Source organism: Rhodococcus sp. DT1 (assembly GCF_049844875.1).
GTDB lineage: Bacteria > Actinomycetota > Actinomycetes > Mycobacteriales > Mycobacteriaceae > Rhodococcus.
In genome coordinates this window covers 416323-443026 of sequence record NZ_JBNCLW010000003.1, presented here as the reverse complement: position 1 = coordinate 443026, position 26704 = coordinate 416323, and the positions used below count along the sequence as shown (strand labels likewise).

At 66.6% G+C, this 26704-nt stretch carries 13 protein-coding genes; all 13 read right to left on the bottom strand.

Going from position 1 to position 26704, the window contains the following annotated elements; genetic code table 11:
- Positions 1-144 precede the first annotated feature (144 nt).
- A complete protein-coding gene (locus ACLQ3J_RS09735) occupies positions 145-4419 on the bottom strand; it encodes an AAA domain-containing protein (RefSeq protein WP_425903174.1) in 4275 nt (1424 codons plus the stop codon).
- Between the two features lie 469 nt (positions 4420-4888).
- Complete coding sequence (locus tag ACLQ3J_RS09730; RefSeq protein WP_425902996.1) at positions 4889-5611, bottom strand: hypothetical protein; 723 nt, start codon at positions 5609-5611, stop codon at positions 4889-4891.
- Between the two features lie 190 nt (positions 5612-5801).
- Positions 5802-7475, bottom strand: coding sequence for a DUF262 domain-containing protein (locus ACLQ3J_RS09725; RefSeq protein WP_425902995.1), 1674 nt, complete (start codon positions 7473-7475; stop codon positions 5802-5804).
- A 126-nt stretch (positions 7476-7601) separates the two neighbouring features.
- Positions 7602-8765, bottom strand: a complete 1164-nt coding sequence (locus ACLQ3J_RS09720; protein WP_425902993.1) for a TRAFAC clade GTPase domain-containing protein — start codon at positions 8763-8765, stop codon at positions 7602-7604.
- On the bottom strand, positions 8762-9754 hold the full coding sequence (locus ACLQ3J_RS09715) for a hypothetical protein (RefSeq protein ID WP_425902991.1): 993 nt from the start codon (positions 9752-9754) through the stop codon (positions 8762-8764). The genes ACLQ3J_RS09720 and ACLQ3J_RS09715 overlap by 4 nt, the downstream gene beginning before the upstream one ends.
- A 46-nt stretch (positions 9755-9800) precedes the next feature.
- Positions 9801-12536: a hypothetical protein gene (locus ACLQ3J_RS09710; protein ID WP_425902990.1), complete on the bottom strand. Its 2736-nt coding sequence runs from the start codon at positions 12534-12536 to the stop codon at positions 9801-9803.
- 2 nt (positions 12537-12538) lie between these two features.
- Positions 12539-14548: a hypothetical protein gene (locus tag ACLQ3J_RS09705; RefSeq protein WP_425902988.1), complete on the bottom strand. Its 2010-nt coding sequence runs from the start codon at positions 14546-14548 to the stop codon at positions 12539-12541.
- 15 nt (positions 14549-14563) lie between these two features.
- Complete coding sequence (locus ACLQ3J_RS09700) at positions 14564-17266, bottom strand: magnesium transporter (protein WP_425902987.1); 2703 nt, start codon at positions 17264-17266, stop codon at positions 14564-14566.
- 16 nt (positions 17267-17282) lie between these two features.
- Complete coding sequence (locus ACLQ3J_RS09695; protein WP_425902985.1) at positions 17283-20852, bottom strand: tubulin-like doman-containing protein; 3570 nt, start codon at positions 20850-20852, stop codon at positions 17283-17285.
- Positions 20853-20897: 45 nt separating this feature from the next.
- Positions 20898-23699, bottom strand: a complete 2802-nt coding sequence (locus tag ACLQ3J_RS09690; RefSeq protein ID WP_425902983.1) for a vWA domain-containing protein — start codon at positions 23697-23699, stop codon at positions 20898-20900.
- On the bottom strand, positions 23666-24190 hold the full coding sequence (locus tag ACLQ3J_RS09685; protein ID WP_363741841.1) for a hypothetical protein: 525 nt from the start codon (positions 24188-24190) through the stop codon (positions 23666-23668). Before ACLQ3J_RS09685 ends, ACLQ3J_RS09690 begins: the two co-directional genes overlap by 34 nt.
- A 161-nt stretch (positions 24191-24351) precedes the next feature.
- Complete coding sequence (locus ACLQ3J_RS09680) at positions 24352-24849, bottom strand: hypothetical protein (RefSeq protein ID WP_425902981.1); 498 nt, start codon at positions 24847-24849, stop codon at positions 24352-24354.
- Between the two features lie 188 nt (positions 24850-25037).
- Positions 25038-26690, bottom strand: a complete 1653-nt coding sequence (locus ACLQ3J_RS09675; RefSeq protein ID WP_425902979.1) for an NERD domain-containing protein — start codon at positions 26688-26690, stop codon at positions 25038-25040.
- Positions 26691-26704 lie beyond the last annotated feature (14 nt).

Here is a 26704-nt window from a genome sequence, read left to right as displayed (position 1 = left end):
AATCCAGCTTCCCAGACCTGCGCGGCAGTGGTAGCGGAAGGGTCCGCACCGTTCCGTTTGGACGAAGCCGACTACCACTGCCTGCCGCCGAACGCACCGAGGCGACGAAGCATGCTCACGGCGGTCATTGCGACGCGCGACGAGTCACATTCGAGCAGGCACATCCGAGACACGAGGCGAGATACGCCGCTCGAGTTCGTCCCACAGCCCGGCCATCGCCGCGACCGGGTCGAGGTAGTACTCCGATTCCCGGACCCGCCAGAACTTCCACCCACTCCGGTGCAGTTCACGTTCCCGCTCGAGGTCGGCGCGCTGCCGGTCAGCGCTGGTGTGCCACTGCCCGTCGTCGCACGCGACCGCGAGCTTGCCCGCCGCTCCGGTCACCACCAGATCGATGAAGTGGCCGTTCACCTCGACCCGCGGGTTCACGTGATATCCCCGGGCCACGATGTCGAGGAACACCTCCTGCTGGAAGAGACTGTCGAACGCCTCGTGTCGTTCGTCGCGCGTCACGCCGTCCGGTATGGGTGCGGCGGGCGTCGTCGACGTCGACTGCATGTGGGAGAGCAGCGAATACCGCAGGTCGGTCCGCCGCAGCGTGTCGAGCGTCCGCGAATGGAACAACCACAGTTGGTCCTGAGCACGCGACGCCGCAACGTTGAAACGGCGCTGGTACTCGGTCCGCGTCATGGCCGCGATGTTCTGGTCGGGTGCCACGACCATCGACAGGAACACCACATTTCGCTCGTCGCCCTGGAAGTCCGGGGGCGTGCCGACGCGCAACCTGCGTTCCTCCCACTGGGCCGGGGTGAGCCGGTCGAGCAGTTCGTTCTGGATGACGTCGACCTGCGACTGTCCCTGCAGAACGACCACGCCGAAGGTCTTGCCGTCGTAGGCGGGGTCCTGGACACACTGCACAAGGGTGTCGACGAGGGCATGGGCCTCGGCGGGGTTCGCCAACGTGGAGTTCTGTCCGGTGACGGCACCGTCTTCGACGTATGTGGTGCATAGCGGCGGCAGACGATCGGACCCATACTGCCGCAGGGGAACCAGCGGATCGTCGGCATAGAACTGTTCGCTGGACCACGCGATGATCTCCGGCATCGACCGGAAGTGTTCCCGCAGCCGGATGATGCTTCCGAACCGCGACCGCAGCAAGGAAAACAGACTCGACCGCGGAGTGAAGCTGTCACGCAGGTAATTCGGAATGTCGGGCAGGTACGAATCGAGACGGGTGAAGACGCCGTCGAGTGCACCCAGCGACACCGCGCTCGGTGCACACTGCTTGTCGTCGCCGACGACGATCACACGCGGCGCCAGCCACAGCAGGAACAGACTGCTGATGTCGACCTGGCTCGATTCGTCGACGATGACGACGTCGAACGAATTCTGTTCGGGTGGAACCGAAGCGAGCACCTGCTGCAACGGCATCACCCACGCCGGCACCGCGCCCTGCGCAACCTGCATGGCCTCGCGCGCCGCTGCACGATAGCGCTCTGCATAGCGCCCGGTTCCCTTACCGATGCTCGCGACATGGTCGCGGTACGAATGGAGTGCCTGGACCTGCTCGGCCGTGGTGCGTGCGAGACACGTACTCCACGCCTTCTCCTCGACGAGTTGCGTCGTGAGACGCGTGATGTCCTTCTCGACTGTGTCGAGTTCGCGTTCGAACTGCCCGTCGTCGCTACGTTCGTGGAAGCGCCGCACCCAGTCGTCTGCGCGTCGCCACGCCCACGCATCCTCGATGTGGGCGAGACGAACCGGCCATGCCAAGCTCAACGGGTTGTCTCCGAGCGTCTGCGCGAGTGCCGGTGCAGCGGTCGTCAAACGCGCCTGCAGGGCTACGAGTTCCAGCTCCTCGCGTTGTTCACCGACTGCACGGTCCCACGCGTCCAACGCCGCGTTGATCGCCTCGAAGTCCGCTTCGTGGAAGGCCCGGGCGAGCGCGCGTCCTTCGGGTGACGCTCCGCCGGCAGTCTGTCCCCGCACATACATTCCGATGGATTCGAGCCAGTTCTTGCTTGCTTCCGCAGTGCCAGTCGCGGCGATGGCCCGTGCCGACTCCGCGATGGACCGCGCCTGTTCGACACTCGCGATCCGCGGCGCACCGGGGTGGACATCGCGTAGCGCCGATTCGACGTCTCGCACCCGTGCCACGAGACTGTCGATGATGACGCGGTCGCGGTCGATGAAGGCGAGGGTGCCGACAGCACGGCTGCGCGACTCGTCGAGCTCGATGTCGATGCCCAAATCGCGCAGGACGACCCCCGCCACCCGGATCGCCTCGAGCACACGGAGATGTTCGGCGACGATGCGCACCGTGTGGGCGGTGGTAGCCGCGACGCCGTCGACGGTCGCCGGCTCACCGAGCGCCTCGACTGCGGATTGTTCGTCGCTTCTCAGGAACCGAGCGAAACCGTTGCGCCAGGTTTCTCCGGCCTCCAGCTTGCGGGCGAGCGCGTCGTACGCCTCGAAGGCGAGCGGTCCCGCTACCGGCACCTGGACCGAGCTGGCACCGACGATCCGGTCGGCGTTTTGCGCGGCCTGCACGAGCCCTGCGAGCTCGGCGGTCTTTCCCCACAGATGCTGAGCCTTCCCCGACAGGACGTCGTCGGCGACGCGACGAATTCGAGCGTCGAGGCGATCTGCATCCTTGAGGGCACCCTGCAACTGCTCGCACCGGTCACGGATGTGGGCGAGTGCCTCGAGGGATGCCCCCTCGAGGATTCGCAGCAATCCCTGCATCTCGTCGTTCGCGGTGCCGCTCGATGCCTGTGCGACGGCCGCGCACGCGTACTGCAGTTCCCTCTGGGTGGGGAGGGATAGTTCCGGGAAGCGTTGGTGCCGGCGTCGCGCGCGTTCGACGCTCGAGCGCTGATGGAGCGCGTGGAGGGTGACGAGCTCGTCGACCGTCAGCGGCGGGGTGTCGGTGAGGAGAGGTGCGGGCAGCCACTCGTATTTGGGTTGTTGTGCGCGGACCCGCCGGACGATCGAGGCAACCGTCCCCTCGTAGCCGGCAGCGACCTCGGCATGGACCGATGCTTCCTCGGCTCGCGCCTGCCGGATCTGTTCCATCAGCGTCGCTCGGCGGCCGAGTGCATCGTTCCGTTGCGTGGTGAGTTCGTCGATGCGTTCCTGCGCGCGCCGCGCGTTGAATTGCGCTTTGCGGATGGCGATTTCGCTGACGCTGCGGGTGAGTTCCACGGACCCGCCATCGACCGGGTCGGTCACCGCCACACACAGGTCCTGGAGTTCGTCCGGGAGCTTGTCCCGCAGCACACGCAGCGCCTGCGCCTTCTCGCTGGTGACCAGTACCCGCTGGCCACGCGCCAGCAGCGCGGACACGATGTTGGCGATGGTGTGGGTCTTGCCCGTGCCCGGTGGGCCTTCGATCACCACGCCGCTGTCGCCGGCGAGCCGGTCGAGGATCTCGCGTTGTTCCTCGTTCGCGGGTAGTGGAAGCAGCGGATCTCCGGTGAAGAGGGCCGACCGCGTGCCGATGCGATCGAGCCATGCGACACGGTCCGCCGGCTCGATGGCTTCGACGAGTTGCGCCAGACCTAGTGGCACCGGGTTCGCTTCGTGGGCGGCGGCCTCGGTCATGCGGTTGTAGTACTCGATGAGTGCGTGGGCACCGCGCTTGCGAAGGACGAGTGCCGGTGACGGGGTGACGAATGCGTCGGGCGACGATGCTTCTTCCGCACGTTCGGCGACCTCGACGCGCAGAGTGAGCGCACGCTCGGCCCAGCTCTTCAAAAACGCCCGCGCGGCGGGATCGAGGGGCGACGCGACCTGAGTGACAAGGGAGTCGTGCAGTTCGCGGACACTCGACGAGTCGAACACCTCCAGCCCGGTGAGGATCTGGACGTCCTCCAACGACGGGCCGGCGCCGGGATCCAACCGGACCACCAGGTCGCCGGAGTCGCCGTGTCGCTCGATGAGAGCGGACTGCGTGATCAGGTGCGTGCGAACCCGCGCGCCCGCAACCCGCTCGGACAGATGCAGCAAACCCGACGCGACGACGAGTTCGAGCGATTCAGGCTGGTCTTCGAGGTCCAGCATCGTTCGCTGCAGGAACGTGTACAGATGCGAGGCGGCTCGTCGTTCACGGTCGGCGGCCGCCCATGTCCGCCACTCCGTGAGCCAGGCGTCGAAGCCTGCCGCGGTGTCGGGGGCCGTCGGGTCGAGCGCGGGTTCGACGTCGGAGTCGCCGATGTCTCCGCGAACGTACGTCGCGAACTCACCGGAAGGGCGTGGCGGGTCTTCGAGCTGAGCACGACGCGCGCGCAGGAACACCTCACCCGACGCGGCGTGGGCTTTCAGGCCGGCCCTGATGTTTCCCTCCTCGAGGGACATCACGGCACGGTGTTTGTCGACGATGCGAACCGGTGCGCTGCGGGCTTTGACGAGCTCTGCCATGAAGGCAAGCAGGCGTTGCACGCGGTCCCTCAGTTCGGGATCGTTGTCCCTCGACGCGACGTCCACTCCACACCCTGCTTCCACCCGCCGACGGCAACGGACCCCACCACCTTAGAAACTGTCTCCGACGAGTTCGCGTCGGGTCCCCATGTCTCGACCGGCACACGGGCTTTTCATTCCGCCGGTCACCTCTATAACGGGCGGTCCAGAGTGGGCCCCAATACGTGACGAGCTGTCCGCGGGCGGCGCGACATGTTGATTTCCACCAACTAGCCGCCAGCGCTGAGACGAATGGACGAGACCGGAGTCATCCGCTCGCCACGAGACCCACGCTCCCGAGGGCAAACGCGGATTCGCAGTGACATGCCGGTTCTCGAACCTCATCCGAGGACTGCCTGTCTCTGGCATCAGCCGGGAGCTGAACTTCGGCAGCAAAACAGGACTTGAATTCTGGCTGCCAACAGAATCGCTACCGTGGATCCAGCGTTGTTTTCACTGCCTGTCGCGTGGCTTTGACAACCGTCTGGGCCATCACAAGGTTCCCCCCGGCTCCGATCGCCATGCCAATGCCGAAGGGAGCCACTCTCCCGAGCACCAAGATCCCCTGACGAGTCCCATATCTGGTGACGAAGTTGTAGCCGAGCACGCGGTTGATCGAGCGGATCGTGCTGAGAGGCACGGAATTGGCAAGGAGCTTACCCAGATTGCCTCCCGTTCGGGCCGCAGCCTTCCCGAAGAAAGTGGATCCACCCCCACCAGCCAAGACCGTCAGCACGATCGCCTTCTGATGTTCGAGGTCGGTGATGTGGATGCCGTGGATCCGCAACGCCGCCAGAACATGGCCGGCTGCGGCGGTCATGAACCACGACGTATCCCCAGCCGTCATCGCCAACGCGGCTGCTGTACCAACTCCGGGCACCGCCGCCGCGCCACCGGCGGCGGCACCACTCACCGTTACCGACGACAAGAACGTCGTTTCGAGCTTTTTGAGCAACTGCTCTTCGCTTGCATCCGGAAATCGCTCCTGCAGTCGCGCAACTCGTTCCCTCATGAGATGCCCGGCCCCGATCAGCGACCGGTCGAAAAGCGCCATCAGTTTCGACGGATCGCCTCCGGCATCCGAATCCGGTAGCTCGTCAGCAACGCGGTCTCCGCCCGTATCCCCCACACCATTAGCCTGATCTTTGAACACTGCTCCCCCTCATTGGTTGATCGTCAGTTAACTAGGTGGGCGAACCCGACCGACGTTCAAAGAGCTTGGTCGGAGGTGAAGCAACCGCCCATACGGCCAAGGTCCGCCACCCTACGAAATGCCATCCATCACGCCTACGTCGGCAGACTTCAATTCCGCTCCGACGCGAGGCCAATTGATCAGCAATCCCCTACAAGGCCCATTCCTGAGCCAACAACTCGACCAGCTCGGATTGACGCTTCGCGAGAAGCTTTGCGTTCCAGGTGGATTGTTGCAGCACGTGGGTCGTAAGAGCAAACGATGCAACTCCGTACTTTGCCGTAAAATACTGCTTCTTCTTGCGTTCGAACTCGTAGTTGCCGGCAGAAGCATTCTTGGTGCGGTTGAGAAGAACCAAATTTGCCAGTCGATGTGTCCAATATTCTCGCTCAGACGGCGAGAACCACTCGAGCCACTGCGATCCGACTTTGGGATTCTGCGGGAGCACATGTTCGACCGAGATCCGTGGGTGGTCGTAGGCCACTCCGGATGCACCCGAAAGCAGTTCGTCAAGCCGAAGCAAGACATACTTTCGGACGGGGGCAACTTTGTAGAGCTCGCTGTCGAGGCGCTGGCGTGTTTCGGTCGACTCTTCGGGAGACAGCTGAAGTGCGGGAGATGAAAGCCCTTTCCCTGCTGTGAGTTCACGAAGCACCTGGATATAGCGAGATGCACGAGGAGTTGCGTACACACGACGCAGCAGCATGCTTACCGCCAACCGTTCGAGCGAGCGCAGGAACTGGATAAGGAAGTCCGGGTCATTGCCTTTGTTGCTCAGAGCCCACAAAACTGGTGCGCGCCAATCACTGTTGTCCAACTGATCGAGTCGCTTCAGCCAAACATTCACCTGATCGGCGCCAGATACGGCTGCGTAATTCTGATCCCGGAGGATTCCGTATGCCTCGGCGTAGGGCACCACGACGTCATCGACAAACTCCGTGCCGCGGCCGGGAACGTAGGCGGAGAGAACAAGGTCTTCGAACTCTTTGAGCAGCTCGCGCTTTGGGCGCTCCTTCACGACGATCGTCCTGATATGGAGGAACAGGTCGGCGAAGTCGTCCGTACCCAGGGCCTCTTCTACGTCGTCCCAGCGATCGGCATATTCGTCGCGGCGGTCGTCAGGTACGTCACCGACCACCTTCGCTTTGAAGATGTCGGCAGCGGACAGATCCAGGCCCCGCGAGTTCATCACGCTGAAGATCCGGTGCGCGCTGGCCAAGTCCGGCGTGGTGACGACAACCAGGAATGTCCGTGCGGCAAGCATCTTGGTCAGCTGCAAGCGACGATCCTCCGGCCATGCCGCGACCCTTCCGAACAAGACCAGCCCGTTCGAATGAATAGATCGCTGCGCATCGGTGCGCAATGTCCGCGGGTGGATGTCTTGAAGCAGTTTCATTCCACCTGAAGCCTGCACATGGCTGGAGAAAAACCACTGGTCGCGAGTTCGGAGCGCAAGCCGAGGCTTCGCTTCGAGATCGAGCATGAGATTTCCGGGTTCCTGGAGCATCTCGTCCAACTGCTTCGCCAGGAGCGGGTTTTCCGTCGCGTCACGAAGTGCAGCCAACAGAATTGTGAGTGTCGTGAGGCGCTGCTGGCCATCGATGACGTCTGCGCGCGCGGTCGTAGGGAGCTTCACCAGAACAACCGAGCCGAGGAAGTACGGCTCGTCGTCACCTCGGTCCATCGCTTCGACGAGATCTTCGAGCAACTGCGAGGCCTGTTCCACCTGCCACGCGTACGGACGCTGGTATTCCGGGATACGGAAGTCATAATCCCCGGAAAAGACCTTGCTCAGGGACACTTCACGCGCTTCTAATTGCTGCATGCTGCCCATCATGCAGCACCCACAGAATGCTTAAACATACAGCCCCCCAATATGACCCGAGTGATGTCGACCGACGAACGCGTGCCCGAGAATGGCGATTCGGAATGCCCGCCGCCTTGCGTCGCCCTACACCCATACCCCTTTCTGCGCCAGCACCCACCGCACGGGATCCATGCAACGGAACGGCGAGATGCCGTTGTGATGCAGCCGGTCTCCCACCGGCGACTCGCCCAGTGCCGACACTGCGAAGAACCGGCTGTTCAGCACCACGCCGGTGTGCGGCTGATCCACCGCCATCACCATCATCTTCGCCTCGAGTTTGTCGAGCAGACTCCGCACTTCTTCGTGCACGAGACGGCCGTCCATCTCGTTGTACGGCGCGTATTGCAGGCTGGGGTCGCGGGAGAATCCGGCACCGCGGTGCGACATCATCTCGCTCCAGTCACTGCCGTCGACGTGCTGGAGGGACTGCAGGGCATCGAATTTGGAGAGGACGACTGCGAGGTTCGGGGTCGCGTCACCGATGATGGTCAGTACGGTGCGCAGTACCGAGCGCGGGTCGCCGCCGACGCGTTCCTGGACGGGGACGAGGTCGTGGAGTTGCTGCCGCACGGATTCGACTTTGAGCGGATCGAACATGAACACCACGCCGTCGGCGTGTGCGAAGAACCGCAGGTGCTGCACGTGGACGTTGTTGGGGTTTTCGAGGTCCTCCCCCGCGACGTCACGCAGAACCAGGAATTGCCGCACGCCGTTCCACACACCGAGCGAGAAGATCAGCGGCTCTCGCTGATATTGGTTGCTGGTGTGGGCGGCGGGCGTGGATTCGAGGATGCCGCGCTCTTCGTAGAGCGGCTTCTCGTACAACTCCCGGTAGACCATTTCCGTTTCGGCGGTGGCAGGTTCCACGACGCAATTGAGGCGTTCGCCCAAGAGTTGCAGCGTCTTGACGAGAACGGCGACGTACACCGTCTTGCCGGTAGCGCGGGCACCGGCCATCGCGATGCACGTGGCCTGCGCTCCGCGCCACGTGACCGGCAGGCGGTAATGGCATGTCGGGCACACTTCGACGGCGGGTCCGCCGACCTTCTCTTCCACCACGGCCGCGTCGGGCGTCCACTGGTCGCCGCCCGTCGCCGGTCGGTCGAGCGCGACGACCTTGCCGGAGCGCACAGGTGTGCCCTGATACGCGGTGGCAACCTCGTCGACGTCCACTTCGTCGGGTGCGGTCGGCAACCATGCGGTGCGGTCGGTGGGCAGGTTCGTGAAGCAGCGGGGGCACTTCGTCATCGCCGTGTTCCTTCCGATTCGCCGGCGACCGCCAGGCCGGCGACAAGTGATTTCACCGTCGCGAAAAGCTGATCCGGGTCGTCGAGTTTCTGTCTCCGGGTGCCGGACGGACTGCCGTCGACCACGGCCGCTCCTTCACCGGACAACACCACCGGGCGACGGCGGACCCCGGGAACACCGGTCGCCGCGTGATCGGCCGGGACCGCGTCGGTCACGGTGAAGACCAGCGTGGGAGTGGTGTACCCGGAGCGGTCGACGGACGCCGACCGGAATCCGACGCCGAGGCCCGCCGAGTTCAGTACGTGCTGCACTTGTCCCGCGACCTCGCGAAGGGCGTGAGCAGGCAACGGCGTGGCCGAGCGGCCGATCATGGTGACGCGCAGTTCTTCCCGGTTGCCGATGACGGATGCGACACCGGTGAGTAGATCGACCACGTCGCGCACGCTGCCGTCGTCGATGAGGGGAAGCATCGACATCGTGGTGTCGATATCGACCTCGACGTCCACGCGCCGGTTCACCGGAAGCCGGTCGACGCCGAGCACGCCGCGCGCGGCCGATCGAGCGCGCGCGCCCAATTCGGTGAGCGGCACGTCCACTGCCGTCTTCCGGGCCGCGACCGCGAGACGCTCACCGGCGGGAGTCACCGTGGCGAGTTCGACGTGGTGCAAGCCGGATACGTCGAGTGGTGTCAGTTCTGCACGATCGGGGTCGGCGGTGCGGCTGCTGTCCACGCCGAGCGTGGCCTGCAGGACGGTGCCCTGGGGGAATGCCGTGCCCTCGGCATGGGGGCGCGCGACGATCACGATCTCCCCGCCTACATGCGGCAGCACCATGAATCCGGGGCGCGGATACAGAGCGCCGGGGGCGGGCTCACCGTCCGCGGTCATCGCACGCACCGCCACCGGCAGGTCGAGCGCAGTCACGGTCACCGCCAGCGGCTGCCGCGGCAGTTCCACCAACCCCGCACCGTCGAGTACATATCCGGGCATCAGGCCTGTCCTTCCCATATCGGCGACGCGCAACCCAGCAGTGTGGTCACCGTCGTCTCCGTTCGCGATCCCACGACATCTCGTCGTGGTCCAGCAGTCGTTCTTCGAGCCATCGCCCCACGAAGCCCGCGTAGATGTCGCAGGCATAGTCGACGTCGCGGTGACGGCGGTCGTGCAGCTCGGTGCGGATCGCGTCCATCAGCTCGCGTGCATCGCGAGGACCGCGGTATCCCGGTGCGGTCAGGACAACCGACGCGACCGCGTCCAGCAACGCTGTCCGTGCAGACGGCGGGCCGACCTCGAAGCGAGCGAGGAGGTCGCGGCGATCCAGCACCGAACGCACGTGCGGCGCGGACAGGGACGTGAAGACCGCGTTCACGATGACCCAGTAGACGTCGAGAGCACCGGAGCGGACAAGGTCGACGAGCGCGTCCACCACGTACTGCGCGTCGCGGTCCACTGCGTCGACGAGCGCGTCTTCGTGGTCGGGCGGAAGCTGCGGCACATCGCGCCCGAGAGGCGCACAGAACGCCACGAGGAAGACCGCCAGACGAGAACGCAGGTCGTCGGGCAGGTCGGCGGCGTAGTTCTGGGCATAATCCTCGAGAACCGGACGCGCGTGCAGTTCGAGCGCGTTCCCCAGCGCGGTCGCGGAAATGCCGGTCCAGTGATCGCTCATCCGGATCTGCGCCCACGACCCCGCAAGCTCGTCATGCTGAGGATCCGGAACCCACCGCCCACTGATGTCACCGATCTGAACACGCCGAAGATAATGCGCGAGCGCCTCCACATCGGTGTTCCACGGTTCGGTGACCACGGCGTCCTGAAGGAAGCGCGGGGCCGCGACGTGCGGAAAGATCTCGCACACCTGGTTCCACTGCGTCGCTGTCCACCCGGCGTGCTCGACGAGCGCGGCGACGTCGCTCCCCGGCCATCCGCCCTCGTAGAGTTCCGAGAAGGCTCGCCACAGGGCGACGGAGGCAACATCGCGACGAAGCAGATCACCTTCCCCGGTGTGGATATGAGCGGCGCCGGCTTCGGCGACGAGAATGTTCGCCGCGTCGAGGACCAGCGAGGGATCGGTGCGGATGTCCTCGAAAGTGGGGATTGCCACCGGTGTCCCGGTGAGCCAGGCGATGACCCGGTGCGAAAGCCGAGTGCCCATCGGCCGGATCGCGAAAGCCGGGTGCGTCACGACTGCGGTGTGGAGAAGTCGCACAAGTGCGGGCGACCGGACAGCGCCGACCTCCGCGACGAAATCACTGCCGGACTGTTCGTCGAACAGCACGGGTACTACGGCGAGTTCGAGGACTTCATGGGCGATGTCGAGGCCGGCGTCACCCAGCAGATCCGCGCGAACCAGCACGTCCAGAGTCGCGTACGCCTCGACGGCCGTCTCACGCCGGCGGTGGCCGGACCGTGCGCGCTGGCGCAGGTCGGCGAGCATCCGAGCCGCTTTGCCCATCAGATCCTCTGTGCGCGGACAGTATTCGAGCAGTTCGAGACGGGCGCGGTCGCCGTCGCGCAGCGAGGACGGGTCGTCGAGGACCCGATACCCGAAGACCGCGCCGGCAATCCGCCACACGGCCGGTGCGAGGGTGTCGTCCGCACGCCACCGCGCCAGCGCGTCCGCGGCCTGTTCGAGGGTGTCCCCGAGCAGTCCGTGAACGATGCCGTCGACAAGGTGGGAGAAGTCGGTGGAGTCGACCCCGTCGGGGGTGTGTTCGAGCAGCACGGAGGTCGCTTCGTCGAGGGCATCGTGCAGATCCGGATCGCTTACCACCGCCATTGCCAACGGCCACATCGCGTTCAGGGCGCGGTCTCCGACGCTCGCGGCGATCTCGTCCTGTCGAGCCAATGCATTCGCCGCGATCGCGCGGTCGATGAGTGCGGTCTGTGCGAGGAGCGACCACGGTGTGACGGGCACTGTGTCGCCGTTCGCCGTGAGGTGCGGTTCCCCGTCCAGTTCCCCCAGTTCCGGCGACTCGTCCTCACCGAAGACCACGCACCCCGGAACGTCGCCGGGGAGATCCTCGAGCGGCACGGTGACCAGATGCGCACCGCGGGCAACGGCGTCGTCGACGGAATACAACCGGTCGAACGTCGACCAGCCGAGCAACATGGCTGTGCCCGGTGACATGAAGTGCGATACGGCCCCGATCCACAACGCCGCGTCGTCCGGGGCGCGGCAGCCCAGAACGACGGGTGAGCCACCGTCGAGTGCCCGTGCGACGCCGTCGAGAAGCACGCTGAACACCCCGATCCTCCAGGTCTCGGAGTCCAGGAGGAAGTCGAGCACCGCTGTCCGGCAGGCGTGTTCGGCGGGACGCGGTGCCTCGTCCGAGAGGACGGTGGCAGCGACCTCGTCGGCGCCGTACGGCACGAGCCAGTCGCGCGACCGCCAGCGCTCGATCGGGCGGACCGAATCCGCGGCGTCACCACGGTCGAGCAGGCAATGGGCGAAGACGTTTCCGGGTCGCCCGGAGGCGTCGGCACCGGCAGGGGCGGTGTGCCAATAGAGCCCGCGACTGTTCTCCCCCGGCACGTACATCAGTCGGCGCGGGCGGTCTCGGACTTCCTCGGGTGTCGGGAAACGCGGAAACGACTGTGGTGACTCGAACCGGGTCACCACGCCGACGCGCAGCGCCTCCTGCTCCTCGGGATCGAGACCTCCCGTGGACTCCTTGACCTGCCAGCCACCACCCGAGGATTCGCCCGGCCGGTCGAACGAGGTGTAGGTGAGCTGACCGAACCGCGGCAGTTCGGATTCGTCCTGGGCCACGGTCAGGACACCTGCTCCTCGAGCAGCGATGCTTCGATGAGGTCGAGCCGGATCTGCTCGACGGGCGGGTCGAGCAACGCGATGGTGCGCGCACGCTCGGGAGGCACGTCCGCGAACACACGGACGTAGCCCTTCTTGTCGGTGACGTCGACGGTCCACGGCTGCGACCATTCACGTCGCAGCCCCTTCGGGTGGAAGCTGCGCGCTCCCGGTTTCGTGGCTCCGTCGCCACGCACTTCGAGGGGCTGACCGTCACGCGCACTCAAGGGAAGACGAGTCTCGTTGTGTACCACGACGAACGGCGGCGAACCCGGAAGGTCCATCTGGGAGGCGAGACGAACCGCCAGCGACGTTCTTCCGCCGCCGCGCCGCACCTCGGTCTTGTACTGGATGCGCAGGAGTCCGCTGTAGTCGACCGTGGTCGGGATCCCGACGATCCGCTCCCCGGCGGTGTACGCGATCGCGACGACGTGGACCGCACACCCGGCTTCGGGAAGCGGGGTCGCGAGATGCAGCCCGCCGTCCCGGTCGTACTGGGAGCGTGAGATTTCGGTGACGGGGCGTTGCTCGATCGCATGCTCGGCGGGAACCTGTGTGGCGCTGAGGTACACGGACACCGACGCCGCACCGTCCGGCCACGGGAAGGTGATGACCTGCTCCGCGCACCGCTCGATGATCCTGACATCGGTGAGTGCCGCCAGTGGCCTGGTCGCGATGACCGTGCGTCCCACCTGAACCTGGCCGTCCAGCACCGTGACCGGCGTGAAGTAGGCCCGCACCCAGCCGCGCGGCCACGACACGTTCGTCATGCGGTGCACGCCGTCGTTCCCGGCCTCGACCGGATGGACGAGCCGCGCGGATTCGGGCAGGCCACCCGAGACGGCGAGCGCACCGGCCGACAGCAATGTTCGGTCGATGCCGGCGCGCGGGGCAGCTTCCGTCCTGTACATGACCACCGCGCCGATACCCGGCGGCGTCCAGCCGAGATCGAAGTGCAGATCGTCGCTGCTGCCCGTGGTGGTGACATGCAGATCGGCGACCGGTTCGAGCACCGCAGAGACCGATACCTCGGCCTGCGCGGCCGGCGACAAACGGGTATGGCCATCCACGTCGACCTCACAGATCGCCCGGTACAGGTACCGGTGGCCGCGCTGGGCGTCGCGGTCGACGAACCCGCCGAGATTGGGCTGGTCCCCGAGGATCCGGTGGCGCGGGTCGTTCGTCACCGGGGTGCGTCCGTCGAGAGGAATGCGCAGCACCCGAACCCGGGTGACCCCGGGCCATGCCCTCCATTGACCGATCACGGCGCCGTCGTCCTCGATGACCAGGAAATCGGCCACCGGACTGAGAACGTGTGTCTCGGCGATCAGGACCGGCTGGCGCTGTGCCGCATCCCGGTGATCCGCACCGAGGTGCGCCCAGACCTGCAGGTGCCGCACGGCAGCGGCGGGTGGGGCGGTGTCCACGAGCACGGTGCCTCGGCTGACCCCCACGAGTCGTCCCGCCTCGGGCTTGTAGGCGCGGTGGGTCTCCCCCGCAACGACTCTGTAGAGCACGATGTAGCCGGGCCTTTCGGCCAGCGGCTCCCATTCCAGACGGTGTCCGCCGCCCGGTTCCGCCGTGGCGGTGATCGGCCCGATCGGGTGTTGGGACTCGCCGTGCAGGTACTCGCAGAAATCTTCCGTCTGCAGGTCGACGAGGAACTCGCTTCCGGGCAGCGGCTCGCCCGCCTCCACATCCGGGATCGGCGTGGGTTCCGGCTCCCGCGCGTCGCCGCGGACTCGATCGTCGGCTGCGCCGGTCGCAGTAGCGGCCTCCAGTACCTCGACGAGACTGGCAACGAGTGCTTTGGCGTGGCGCGGGAGCATCGGTTCGATCTCCTCGACGGTGCGCCGATTGGACCGGATGATCTGCTGCAGGTTCGTATCCTTGATCAGCCCCGGCCGCAACCGGGCTGCGTCGATCTCGCGTTGCCGCCACTGCTGCAAAGCCTGGAAGAGGTCTTCCGACACGGTGTTGACTCGCTCTCAGAAGTTGATGCCGTCGACGACGGGGGCGACGAAGGACCCGCGCGTCGTGCGATCCGATCGTGCGTCGGCCGGCTGGGCGGGGTGCAACTCGATATCGGGTACGTGCGCGATGTCGATGCGCGCGGCACTGGTGTCCGCGCGGGCGGCGAGGTCTTCCGCGGCGATGCCCTCGGAATACTGCGTGGTGACCGCGACAAGTCCACACCCGACACGCACCGTGGTGGGCACCTCGCCCACCACCGCGGTCAAGCCCTTCATCGTGGCGGTGTCGCTGAACGCAGACCTGTCGAAGAAGCTGCCCGACGTGGGGCGACCGACTCCGGCGAGGAACTCGTCGACCCCGGCCCGCCGGACGGTCCCGTCCACTCGATGCTCGACGACGGCGACGAGTTCGCGAGAGAGCTCCGAGCGGGGCCCGGTCAGTTCACCGAGGGCTCGTTCCCACAGCAGCGCCGCGCCGGTGGACCGCACCCGGCCGTCGTGGAACCGCTGCGACCATTCGTCGAGCGGCGAGTCCGAACCGGCTCCTGCCTTGACCGCGAGCAGGCTCGGGTCACGGTCGATGTCCTGGGCCGCACCGCCGAGTGCCGCACCGGCGCCGCTGACCACCGTGTCCCAGGGGTCGGTCAGCCAGCCGACGGTGAACAGGTCCTGACGCAGTTCGTCGGCGACGCGCGCCACCTGCTCCGTCTCCGGGGTACCCGACCCGATTGCGCTGTGCCACGGAAGTCCCCACTCGATGCGCCGGTGCACCGTCAGGGTGTGCTCGGCCACGCCGAGCGGTTGTGCGAGGAAGGCGCCGAGTGCGCGGCTCCAGGAAAGGTACTGGCGGTAGGCGCCTGTCAGGTCGTCGATCTCCCGCAGTGCAGCACGGAGGTTGACGCGATCGGCTTCGACGGCCGCGGTCACCGCTTCGCGCCGCGCGAGCAGATCTTCGAGTTTCTGCTGGGCGCGTTGGCAGATCCATGCGACCATGCCGGCCCAGACGAGCACACACAACGCGATCGCCGGCCCGCCGTACCACCAGGAGATCACTTGTCGCCACGCCAGCACTCCGGAGAGAACGGCCAGGAGGACGAGCACGATCGTGGTGATGCGGACGCGCCAGAACATCGTGCGCTGGTGTTCGGCGCTTTCCTCGGCCGGATCCCTCAATTCCTCGGCGTTCTCGAGCCGCTTCAGGATTGCTTGTGCCTCGGAGACGTCGGCGGCGAGGCGGTTGGTCAGGATCGTGCCGAAGCCGACCGCGAAGCTGCGACGTCCCCGTGCCATCCATGCCTTCACTGCGGAACTCGTGCGGCGCGCGTCCAGTCCGATCACGGGATCCTGCTCGAGTCCGCGAAGCTGTTCACGGAACTCGTCGAGGCCCAGGATGTCCGGGGCTTCCACCGTGTGGGCGTGCAGGGTCGCCGAGACGACGCCCGGAATGTCGTCGAAGTCGTCGGCGGGGCCGGGCACGATGTCGGAGGCGGAACGCAGCACCGCGCGATGTGCACCCACCTGGACCGGCGGCAGCCCGGCAGATCGCTCTCTGGCGTCGGCAAGGGTGAGGGCAGCACGGGCATAGTCTCGCCACAGTGCCGAAAGGTCCGGTGCTGCACGATGAACCGCACCGGTGGCACTGTCGAGTGCGGCACCGATCTGACGCGACGCGGACGCGTAGTCGGTCCACGCCACCTTTCGTCCGTCGGAGTCCACGCCGCCGACCACCACGCGGTACGCGCCGGGTGCAGCCCCGTAGAGGGCTGTCTGCGTTGCCGACGCCACGGTCGACGACACGCGGGTGATCAGCCGCGACGGCGCATTCAGGAGCACGGCGAGCAGGAATCGGCCGAACATTCTCAGCGCATCACCGAAGGTGATGACGCGCGCGGGCCGGGCTGTGGGGGTGGGGACGCGCCCACTCTGCAGCAGATGCCTGTGTTTGGCCCACAGTGCCCGAGCCATCTCGCTCGACGCGGCCGGTACGTCGTCGACGTAGACGACGGGAGTGCCGGCGTCGCGCGGAAGCGGCAACTGGCCACCGAAATCCAGGAGTTCGGCATGGAGTTGGTGTTCGGCACGCGAGGTGTCGAGACGACGGTAGAACGACCGGACCACTCGCAACGAGTTGCCCGGCAGAACCGGCTCGTCGTCGAACGGTGCGTGATCGACGTCGGCCCACAGCCCCGCGACCCCGGCGACGACGGGCGCAGCGTGGCGGCCCACGTCGATCGCGTCGGTGCTGAGCACGAGTGATTCGTGGCCCATGCCGGGTCCGCGCGAATCCTCGGGTGCGATGAGCAGGTTGTGCCAGCCTGCGAGGGCAGGCACGGCGGTACCCGATCGCTGGTCGCCCGGTCGCTGCAGCAGCAGCCGTATCCGTACCAGGCGTGCGCCGCCGGCATTGGAGGAGAGCAGTTCGGCGAACATTCGCTCTGACTTCGCGCGGACCGGCACGGATCCTGCGGCGGTGGGCACGAGCACGCACAACCGCACCAGATCGACGCGGCGGGACGCGAGCACGTCCTGCAGGGTCGCGGCGCGGTCGGTGCCGCGCACCGTTTCGACGGTCGGGATGCGAGTGCCGTCCAACGGGATCTGCGCGTCGTCGACCCACAGGAACGGCCCGACGAGGTCTGCCGCGGACAGGTCGCGCAACACGTCGCGAACGCCGTCGGCCACACCGGCCGAGGCCAGGATGACGGTCAGCACATTCATTTCGGTCTCCGCCATCTCAGAATTGCCCCATGTCCGGAATCTGGAAGGTGGGCGCCGCCGCCGCGACCTGCGGGTTCGGTACGATCGCGCGGTCGGGCTGCTCGGCGCGGAGCTTGCACTCCTCGACCAGATCGATCAATTCGCCTGTCGCCCAGTAGACGTCGGGGGCGATATCCCGGAAGAACGGGGTCTGCGACGCCTGCTCCCGCACCGTGATCGTGGAGAAGACACCGCCACCGGGCGCACCCACGTCGCCGGGCGCCAGGTAGTGCGTTCCGGTGAGATCGCGGACCCCGTTGAGCCAGGTGATGGCGTTCTTGGCCCGGGCATCGATCGAGGTACCGGCGAGACCGGTATCGGCGACCTGCGACTGCCAGCCGGTGCCGGTCTCGCCGGTACGAAGCCACTCGGTCAGCGTCGCCTTCGCCGACACCTCGAGGATGCCGCCCGCCGGCTTCTCGGCCGACGCGTCGTAGACGGCCCGCAGCGCGCGGTACGGAAGCATCGAGCTCATCACCGGCGACTCGTGCGAACGTGCCATCGCGATCAGCACCGATTCGAGTACGGCCGGCAGCCAATCGTTGTTGGCGAGGAAACGGGCCGGCGGGGTGAGCAGCGGATTCGGGAAGTCGACCCACCCCGAAGTTCCCGCGTCCCACACCCGGACGGGTTCGTTGTAGGGCTCCGGCGGCAGGCGCAGCCACCCGACGACGAGTCCGAGGAACCAGCCGGCCGTCATGGCACGACGCTCACTCTCGTGCATCGGCAACGAGGCGGCGAGCGGACGCGCACGACGCCACTGCCAGAACGATTCCTGCTGCGCGGGAGTCGAATCGGCCCACTGCTTCGACGCGGGACCGAGCACCGAGTCGTAGGCGAGCGGCGAGTAGTTCGGATACGAGCCGAAGATATCGATGCGGGTGAGCTTGTCCTCTTCGGTCAGCAACCGCCCGAACTCGGCGTCGGTTTCCTGATCGATCATGGTGTTCTTCCGCAGAACCTGCGACAGCGCATCCGCGACCGGAAGGTTCAGGAACGGCACCGACGTGAACTTGTAGCGGTACTCGACCTGCTGGCCCGGATGCAAAGCCTCGAGTGCCTGCTGATTGACACTGGCGAGTGGGCGGGCGAGTGACAGTGCCTCGGTGAACTTTGACTGCAGGCGCGCGCGGCGCTCGTCGAGGGCGTACTCGGGCACCGAGGCGTCCTCGATGTATTCCCGCAGCGACACGCGGCAGAACCGGTCGAAGGACTCACCGGTACGCGCGACGAACTGCCGTGAACGCCCGAGCAGTTCGACGGGACGCACATGCACGTCGTACCGGGCGGCGGACGGCACGAGCGCTTCGCGGCTCCCTGGATCGAACGGGAAGGCCCGTGAACGCCACGCCGACGTCCGTTCGAGGACGGGGTGCTCCTCCCCGGGAGACTTGCTGCCGTCGACGGTCGACCAGAGACCGGTCACGACGCTGCCCACCGCCTGCTGCACCGCGGTCTCGAACGGCGGGGGTCCCGCGGCGTCGGACATCACGGCCAGCGGCAGATCGGCACGGTACTGCACCATGAAATCCGCGGACGGCGTGAGCATCACCTCGTTGTTGGCCTCCGCGAACCGCTTCGGCACCCGGTCACTCTTGTCGGCGGGCCACGCGCCGTACTGATCGGTTGCCAGCCGGGCCAGCCCGACGTCGTTCGCAGGTTTGCTGCGGGCCTTGCGCAGCGATGTCTGCGATTCGTTGAGCCCGTCGAGCAGCGGCTTGAGGACCTCCGGCACGAGCGCGGTGGCGACCTCGGCCACCTTCGAGGACAGCGATGCGTACAAGTGGCGGTAGACGTTCTGACTGCAACTCGCCAGCACCCGTTCGAGGATGTCTGCGTCGCTCTCGATGGTGCCTCTGAGTGCCGTGAGCATCTGCGCGGTGTCGGAGGACTGCGCGGTGATGTCGGCGGGGGTCTGCTTGGCCAGTTCCTCGGCGCCGATGCGCACCTGATCCTTGACGAGGACGGACAGCCTGTTCACGATCGCTGTCGCGTACGGGAGCCCCAGGTCGGCGATCGCCTTCACCACCACGGCCTCGATGGTGTCGGCGAGGGTGCGGTGCCACTGGAAGGCGTGTCCGAGTGCGTGCTGCTCGGCCGATGCCGTGAGCGCCTGTCGCCTCCGGGCGAGAGCTTGCTGGATTCCCGGCACCCACTGGTTCGCGGTCAGCCCGCTGCCGGACGGGAGGTAGGGCCGCAGTTCGGTGTCCACGATCTGACGGGCCATCCGGTCACCCTCGGTGGACGACAGCACCACCTGGGTCAGCCACGGCCCGACGCCGACCTGCGCACCGCGCGGATCCGCCTGCAGCACAGGAAGTCCCATTGAGGTGAGCAGCGACTGCCACTGGCTGTCGAGGATCGAGTTGACCTGATCCTCGTCGGATGCCACGTTGGCGTGACTGCGGTGCCCGTCGAGCAGACGGTCCACCGCGCTGCGAGCGAGGCGCTGCGCCGAGTACTCGGCATACCGGTCGCGCCCCATACTCAGGCTCGAGAAGCCGTAGGTGCCCCAGGGCAGGTTGTCCCATTGGCCGCCCCAGCCGATGTTGTCGCGCTGGCCGGACAGACCCGCACCGTTGGTGAGGTCGTACTGCACGAACTGGCGCGTCGCGGCACCGGACATCATCATGCCGGCGAGGCCGCGGGCGAGGCCGCGATAGATCGCCTTCTGCGAGCCGTCGCCGAACGGTGCGCCCTCGACACCGACGCGTCGCCCCACCGGGAAGACGCGCGCGAACGGCACCTTCTCGCCCGCGCCCTGCTGCTGTCCGAGAGCGCGGAGGATCTCGACGTCGTGCTCGCGGGCGGAACCCAGCTGGCTCGCGACGATCTCGCCGAGCATCGCGAGGGCGTTGGCGCGCACGCCGGTGGTGGCGCTGCGCCCGAGCCCGTCGAAGATGTCGGGTGCGACCATGAACACGCCCATCAGGCGGGGGTCGAGCTTGGGGATGAGGGTGAGCAAACGGCATACGTCCAATGCCATGGACGCGCCGGCGCCGCCCGCCATCGAGGACACCACGAGGACGATCGGCGACTCCTCCTGCTCGAACCCGCCGCCGCCCGGGATGTCGAGCGCGGACATCTCCGTGGCGGTCTGCACGGTGAACAGCTGGTCCCACGCGTTCTGCAGCGTGTCGCGGATGCCGCCCGCCTTGCTCAGCGTGATCATGCGGCCGAGCGCGCGGTACTGGCCGGCGCCGGAGCCGATGGGCACGGTGACCGACGACGGGTCGCGCGGCGCCCAGGTGGCGATCTCGTCGAGACTGCCCTTGGCCGCAAGCTGGTTGGTCAGTGCGTTGTCGAGCACCGCGTACGAATCGCCCTGCGGTCCGCTACCGAAATAGCGGCCGCCCTGGTCCCGCACATTGCCGAGACCGTCGGGCCCGGTCTCCGGTGCCGTCGGCACATCGACACTGACGAACTGCCAGCCACCGGGGATCTTGTCGATGCCCGCCGACGCGAGGTCGGACCGCAGCTGATCCATCATGTACGCGAGCGTGACAGCGCCGGATCCGCCGCAGCCCACTACGAGAAACCGCCTCATGCCGGTCCTTCCACATCGAGAGATATTTTGAAGACGAGTCGACCGTCAGGAGCCGGGGGGCCGGAACGGGTCGAACGATTGACCGGGTGCCGGTGCAGCCGGGCCCGGATTGAGGTCCGGCACCCCGCCGAAGCCGGTGTTGCCGCCGGATGCCGTGTTGCCGCCGAACGGGGCCGGCGCACCGAAGGTCGGTGCGGGGGACGAGTTCGGCATCCCGAACGGATCGAACGCAGCGGCCCGCTGAGCGGGTACCGGTACCGGTGTTCCGGTCGGCGACGATGTGCCGTGGTCCGCGTTGTCGCTACGTCGGCGCAGTTCGGCAATCGCTCCCGCCGCGCGACGTCCCGCGTCGTCGACGAGTCGCTTGATCCGTTCCTGCGATGCACCGCCACCGACGAGCAACAGCAGTTGCGCCTGGTCCGCCGGACCCTCGGGGTCGTGCAGCAGCACCCAGTGGTTGTGCACGGCCAGCGGGAGGCGGGCGTCACCGCTGCGCCGGTCGGTGGCAGGTGTCGCGTCGGACGCGCCCAGCAGGCCGGGCGCGCGGACCAGCACGTAGCCGCTGCCGACCGGAGACCCTCCGGTACGGGCCTCGAGTTCGGCACCGTCGACGCTCAGTCGCCGGGCAGGCTTGTCCAGCCCGCGGACGATCTCGGTGAGGTCGTTGTCGTGCAGGACGAAAGGCTGCCCGTCGCGCAGGAGTCCGCGGTCGGACACGGTGACCGCGGACTCCTGCGCGACGGGCATCTCCGCGGGGATGCGCGTCGTCTGCCACTTGCGCAGGTACAGCAGGGCGCACGGGATGGCGATCCCGAGCAGGAAGACGAGCAGGAACACCGACCAGAAACGGCCGCTGTCGAGCGGCTTGAGCAACTCGGCCGTGAACGGCACGTCGACGGGCATCGCGCGGTCGGGTTCTCCGGCAGGCGACATCATCAGGCGGACGGACCCGTTGAGTGCACCGTTGCCCGCTTCGGGGACGGTCAGTTCGAGGGGCAATGCTGCCGACGCGCCTTCCTCGACCGTCAGGCAGCTGTCCGCCGTTCCGGCGCCACCGGTTGTCAGCGCGATGTCGCCGACGCCGTCGGGTGCCGCATCGATGCGGACGGAGCCGGCCGGATCGACCCACACACAACCGGGTCCACCGATCGAGATCTCTCCGGGGAATGTGCCCGCGCCCTCGATGGTTCCGAGGTCGATCCGGTTCGGCAGAGTCGGATAACCGATGGGCGGGGCGACAGTGATCGGGACGTCGACGTACTGCGGCGCCAGATCGGTTCCCGGAGCGATGGTTCCACCCCAGCTGTTGGTGGCGTCCGCCGTGGTCACCTCGAGGACGAGACGCAGTGTCGCTTCACCGGGAGCGACGGTCGTGAAGTCGAGCTCGACGGGAGCTGCGATAGCGCTTTTCGGAATACCGCTCGCGAGCTCGTGGTCGACCAGCGCCGAATCGGTCAGCGATACCGACAGGTATGCCGATCCCAGCAGGTCGGACGGATCGATTTCCACGCGGTCCGAGTCGACAATCCCCAGTTGCACCGCGGAGGTGACCTCGCCCGAGTGGATGGCGGTGACGTCCTGTCCGAGCCACGCCGGGAACAGATTTCCGGAGATGTGGATGTTCGACTTCGAGCGCGCCGCGGGATCGGACCCGTCCTCGTCGACGAAGACCAGCGCCCACATACCCTGCCAGTCATCGGAATCAGCATCGGGTTTGTTCATGGTGAACGACACCGACCGGTCCGAGAGCCAGCGGTGGTCGACCGAGACGTCACCGATCCCGGAAGTCACCGCGGTGGTGCTGAACGGCATCGGAAGCTCGGTACCGCTGGGCGATACGAGGGTGGGAACGAGACCTTCGGCGTCCGCGAAACCGAGGACCGTGACGGCCCCGATCGAATCGTCCAGAACGAAACGGTGCTGTCCCGCCTCGCACACCTCGAGCGCACAGACGCCGGCCTCCGTTTCCAGAGGCGCCTGTCCGGGACTGCTGAAGGCGTCGAACGCGAACAGCAGGTCGTCGATGTTCTGCGCCAGGTAGAAGTCACCGGGCGTAGGCACGGTCCGTGCGCCACATGCCTGTCCGGCGGCGGGCTCACCCGTGGCGATGGACCGCATCAGGTCGAAGTCCGCAGCCTCTGCGGTACCGGACGCGAGGCCCACCGCAAAGGTCGCGATCCCGGACGAACGCAGCTGGTCGGCAACACCAGCGGGACGGCAGATCGACTCGCGTGCCGCAGCGACGACCTGCTGCACACTTTCGTCGGTGGTGAGAGGGACTCCCGGTGCGTACGGCTTCTCTCCGTCGCGGGCCGTGAAGTCCAGCTTGCCGTCGGAGAACCAGGCAATGGCCTGGCACGACGCGGGTCCGCCGGACGCATGCTCGGAGAGCGTGCTTCGGGCTCCGTCGAGTGCGGTCCAGTAGTCGGTGTCGAGACCTGCGGTGCGAGACCGGAACTCGCCGACCTCGCTCTGCAGGGTGGAAAGGGTGGTGCCGTCGAGCCTGGTCCACGGCGCGTGCACGGTGAAATCTGCGGAGAACCCCGCCACGGCGACATCGAGCGCGACGCCTGCGGAGTCCCCGAACGACTGGAGTTGTTCGAGCAGGTAGTTGGCAGCGGACACGCGGGCCGCGTCGGGATCGGACTGCTGGAGACTGCCGGACTCGTCGATCATCAACAGCAGGTCGCCCTCGCGCTGCGAGGCGAGGCAACCCCCGAAATCGGCGATCGCGGTCTCACGGGGCTGCGCAGATGCCGCCGGAGTCAAGACGAGGCATCCGAGCAGTACGGCGACGAGTATCGCAAGTTTCTTCACAGCCGGCCCGCCCATTCCGCGATCTGCCATGCACCGAGCACGATGCCTACGGCCGCCAATGCCACCGAGAGCCAATAGGTTCCTTGCAGGAAGGCCGACGCATCATAGGTCGGGAGTGTGCGCTCCTTGGTATCCGCGACCATGTGCTGTGCGAGCAGCAGTGCCGCGACGGGACCTGCCATCGACCATCCGAGGAAAGCCCACGCGACCGGCCCGAGGGCAACGGCGAGCAGGGTCGCGCCGATGCCGACGAGCACGACGACGAACGCTCCGAGAACCCATCCCAGCGGCGTCCTGCCCTGCTCCAGACCCGAAGGGCGTGCGGGCTGCTGCAGCGTCGCGAAGGAATCCCCTGTGGGGACGCCTTGCGTGGCGAACCCGGAGAACGGGTCGTTCGGGATGCCGAATCCCCCGCCTGCGGGTGGTCCGGCGGACCACGGTGAATCGGACGGCGGGGTGTCGGTGCCGTCCCGCGAGCTCGAATACTCGCTGAAATCGAACGGATCGGACGATGAATGCACGGGCGACTTTCAGGATCAGGCGCTACCGCGCACTCAACGATGAAGATCATCTTCGATGATGTCGAACGGTCAATCGGGGGAAGGAGCGACCGCGTTACAGGGGTCTCGCAAATTGGCGAGCAGAGAGTGTCCACCACGCCGTTCCGGCTACGACGCGCGTGTCAGCAGGGGTTCGGTTCACCGATCTTCACGACCGAGAGAACCGCATCCCCTTCACCGATCGGAACTCCGACGCCCGGCGTCTGGCCGACCACGATCCAATTCGCGTCGAGCACCTGTTTGCGCCCCTTGCCGGTGGCATCGACGCTGCGTGAATAGAAGACGCCGAGGTCCTGAATGAGATTCTGCGCCGACTGCAGATCCATGCATACGACCGGGGGCATCGGAACCGATGTCACCTCGGGCGCCGCGGCGGGCACAGCCGCGGCCGGGGCGGGCTCGGCTTCGACGGGCGGGAGCGTCTGCTTCGGAGTGCTCGAAGTCGTTGCAGGCAAGGGCTTCACAGTCGTGGTCTCCGGGATGGTGCTGGTCGTCGTCGTCGACGCGACCGCGCCGGAGGAGGGCAGCATCTCCGCAGCCGAGTCCGATTCGGCTCCACACGCCGACACGCTCCCCACCAGAATTACCGCCATTACTGCACCGAAAAGAAGACGGTTCATTCTGCAGACTCCAAAGTCGTGGGAAGCGATACGACTACGTATCGGACCGGACGCCCCTTTGTTACACATCTTGTAGCGAGACCGTTTTCACATCCGAATACGACGTCGGCTATCTCACGGCCGGGATATCTTCCGGCCGGCAAACGTATTTCCCCGAAGGCTGCCCGCAGAACACCCGCGCGCGGATATCACACCCCGCCCAGCCGTTTCAGCAACTCCTCTCCACCGACCGTCCGTATGAATGTCGGGTCCCCGCACACGATCAACTGGTCGCGGGCCCGGGACAGCCCCACATACAATCGTTCCCGCGATCGCTCCTGCGGCCGCGATTCGTTCACGGCAAGCACGACGGCCCGACGCTCGAGTCCTTTGAATCCCAGGACGTGACCGTAGAACACCTGGTCGCTGTCCCAGAAACTCTCCCAGTACGCTTCAGGCCCGGCTTGCTGCCTCTCGACCTGCTCCGGATGTCGACTCCCGGTCGCGAGGAGCGCGACATCCTCGGGCCGCCAACCGCTTTCGAGCAACGTCTCGATGGAATCGTCGGCGCGATCGAGCGCATCTTCCGGTGCGCACGGAACGAGGGTGACGTCGGGTCCGTCGCCGCCGAGCAATCGCATCCGTTGCCCGACGAGCGGTGTGAAACACCCGGCGATCTGCTTGGTGTTGCGGAGGTTCTGATCGAGCACCAACGGCACCAGCGCAACCGGGGGAACACCTTCCCGATCGAAGACCCGCTGCCCTTCGTCGCTGAACACGTAGATCTCGCCGGCATCCTCATCTCTCAATACAGCGAGAACCGGCCGCCACCAATCGTCGGCGAAGTCCTGCGCTTCGTCGACAACCACGGCGTCGAACCGCTGCCCGTTCGAAAGTTCGGCTGCGAGTTCCGCCATCCGCGCCGGGAGCACATGCTCCCAGAACGCCACGGTTTCTTCCGTGCGCACGCTCTCCGGCGGACCTTCCGGGGCACCCCAGCGTCGGCCGAGTTTGTGAAATTCACCGACATAGGCGGGACGCTGTTTCCGTGGCAGTGCCCTGGTGACGCGTTCGAGGTAGGACGCGAGCCCGTGGGAATAGCAGACCAGCGCGACACGCTTGCCCTCCTTGGTGAGCCTGCGAGCCTTTTCGATCGCGAGGAAGGTCTTGCCACTTCCCGCTCCTCCGCGGATCTCGACGCGGGGAAGCAGACGCGCCGCATCGAGTACCGCGGCTTGCTGCTGGGTGAGCAGGTTGCCGGCGTCCTCGTTCTCGAGCGCGCGCGAGACCACGTCGCGCTGAGGCAATCCACGCCCCGACAGCACATCTGCGAGTTCGAGGATCGAATCCGCGTCGATCCCGGTTCTCGCGACGTGCTGATCGATGAGCACCTTCATGAGCTTGCCGACGATTCCGCTCAGATCGTCGCGGTCGACCACCTTCCAGCGGGGACATTCCGGCAAGGCGAAGCCTGCGGGAAACGAACTGTTGGGGAACACGACCACGTGATCCCAGCGCACGTAGCCGACGGGACGACGGGGATCGTCGTCGACGTACCGGCGCAACGCGTACATTGCGCCCCGCACCTGTCCCACCGGATCGATGACGGCGGGTCCGCCCGGGCGACGCTGATACCACGCGCCGTTCTCGTACCAGACTCCCCCGCCCTTGACCTCGAGGCAGATCACACCGTAGCCCTCGAGCGCAACGACGAAATCTATTTCGTGGTCCTTGTCGTGGTCGGTGACGCGCTGGTTCGCGACCACGAGGTCGTTCGGCCCGAGCTGGTCGATCAGCGCCCGCCACACCACTTCCTCGGAGACATGCGCGAACCTCGGCTCCTGGGGAATACGAATGCTCATCGCAGATCTCGCGA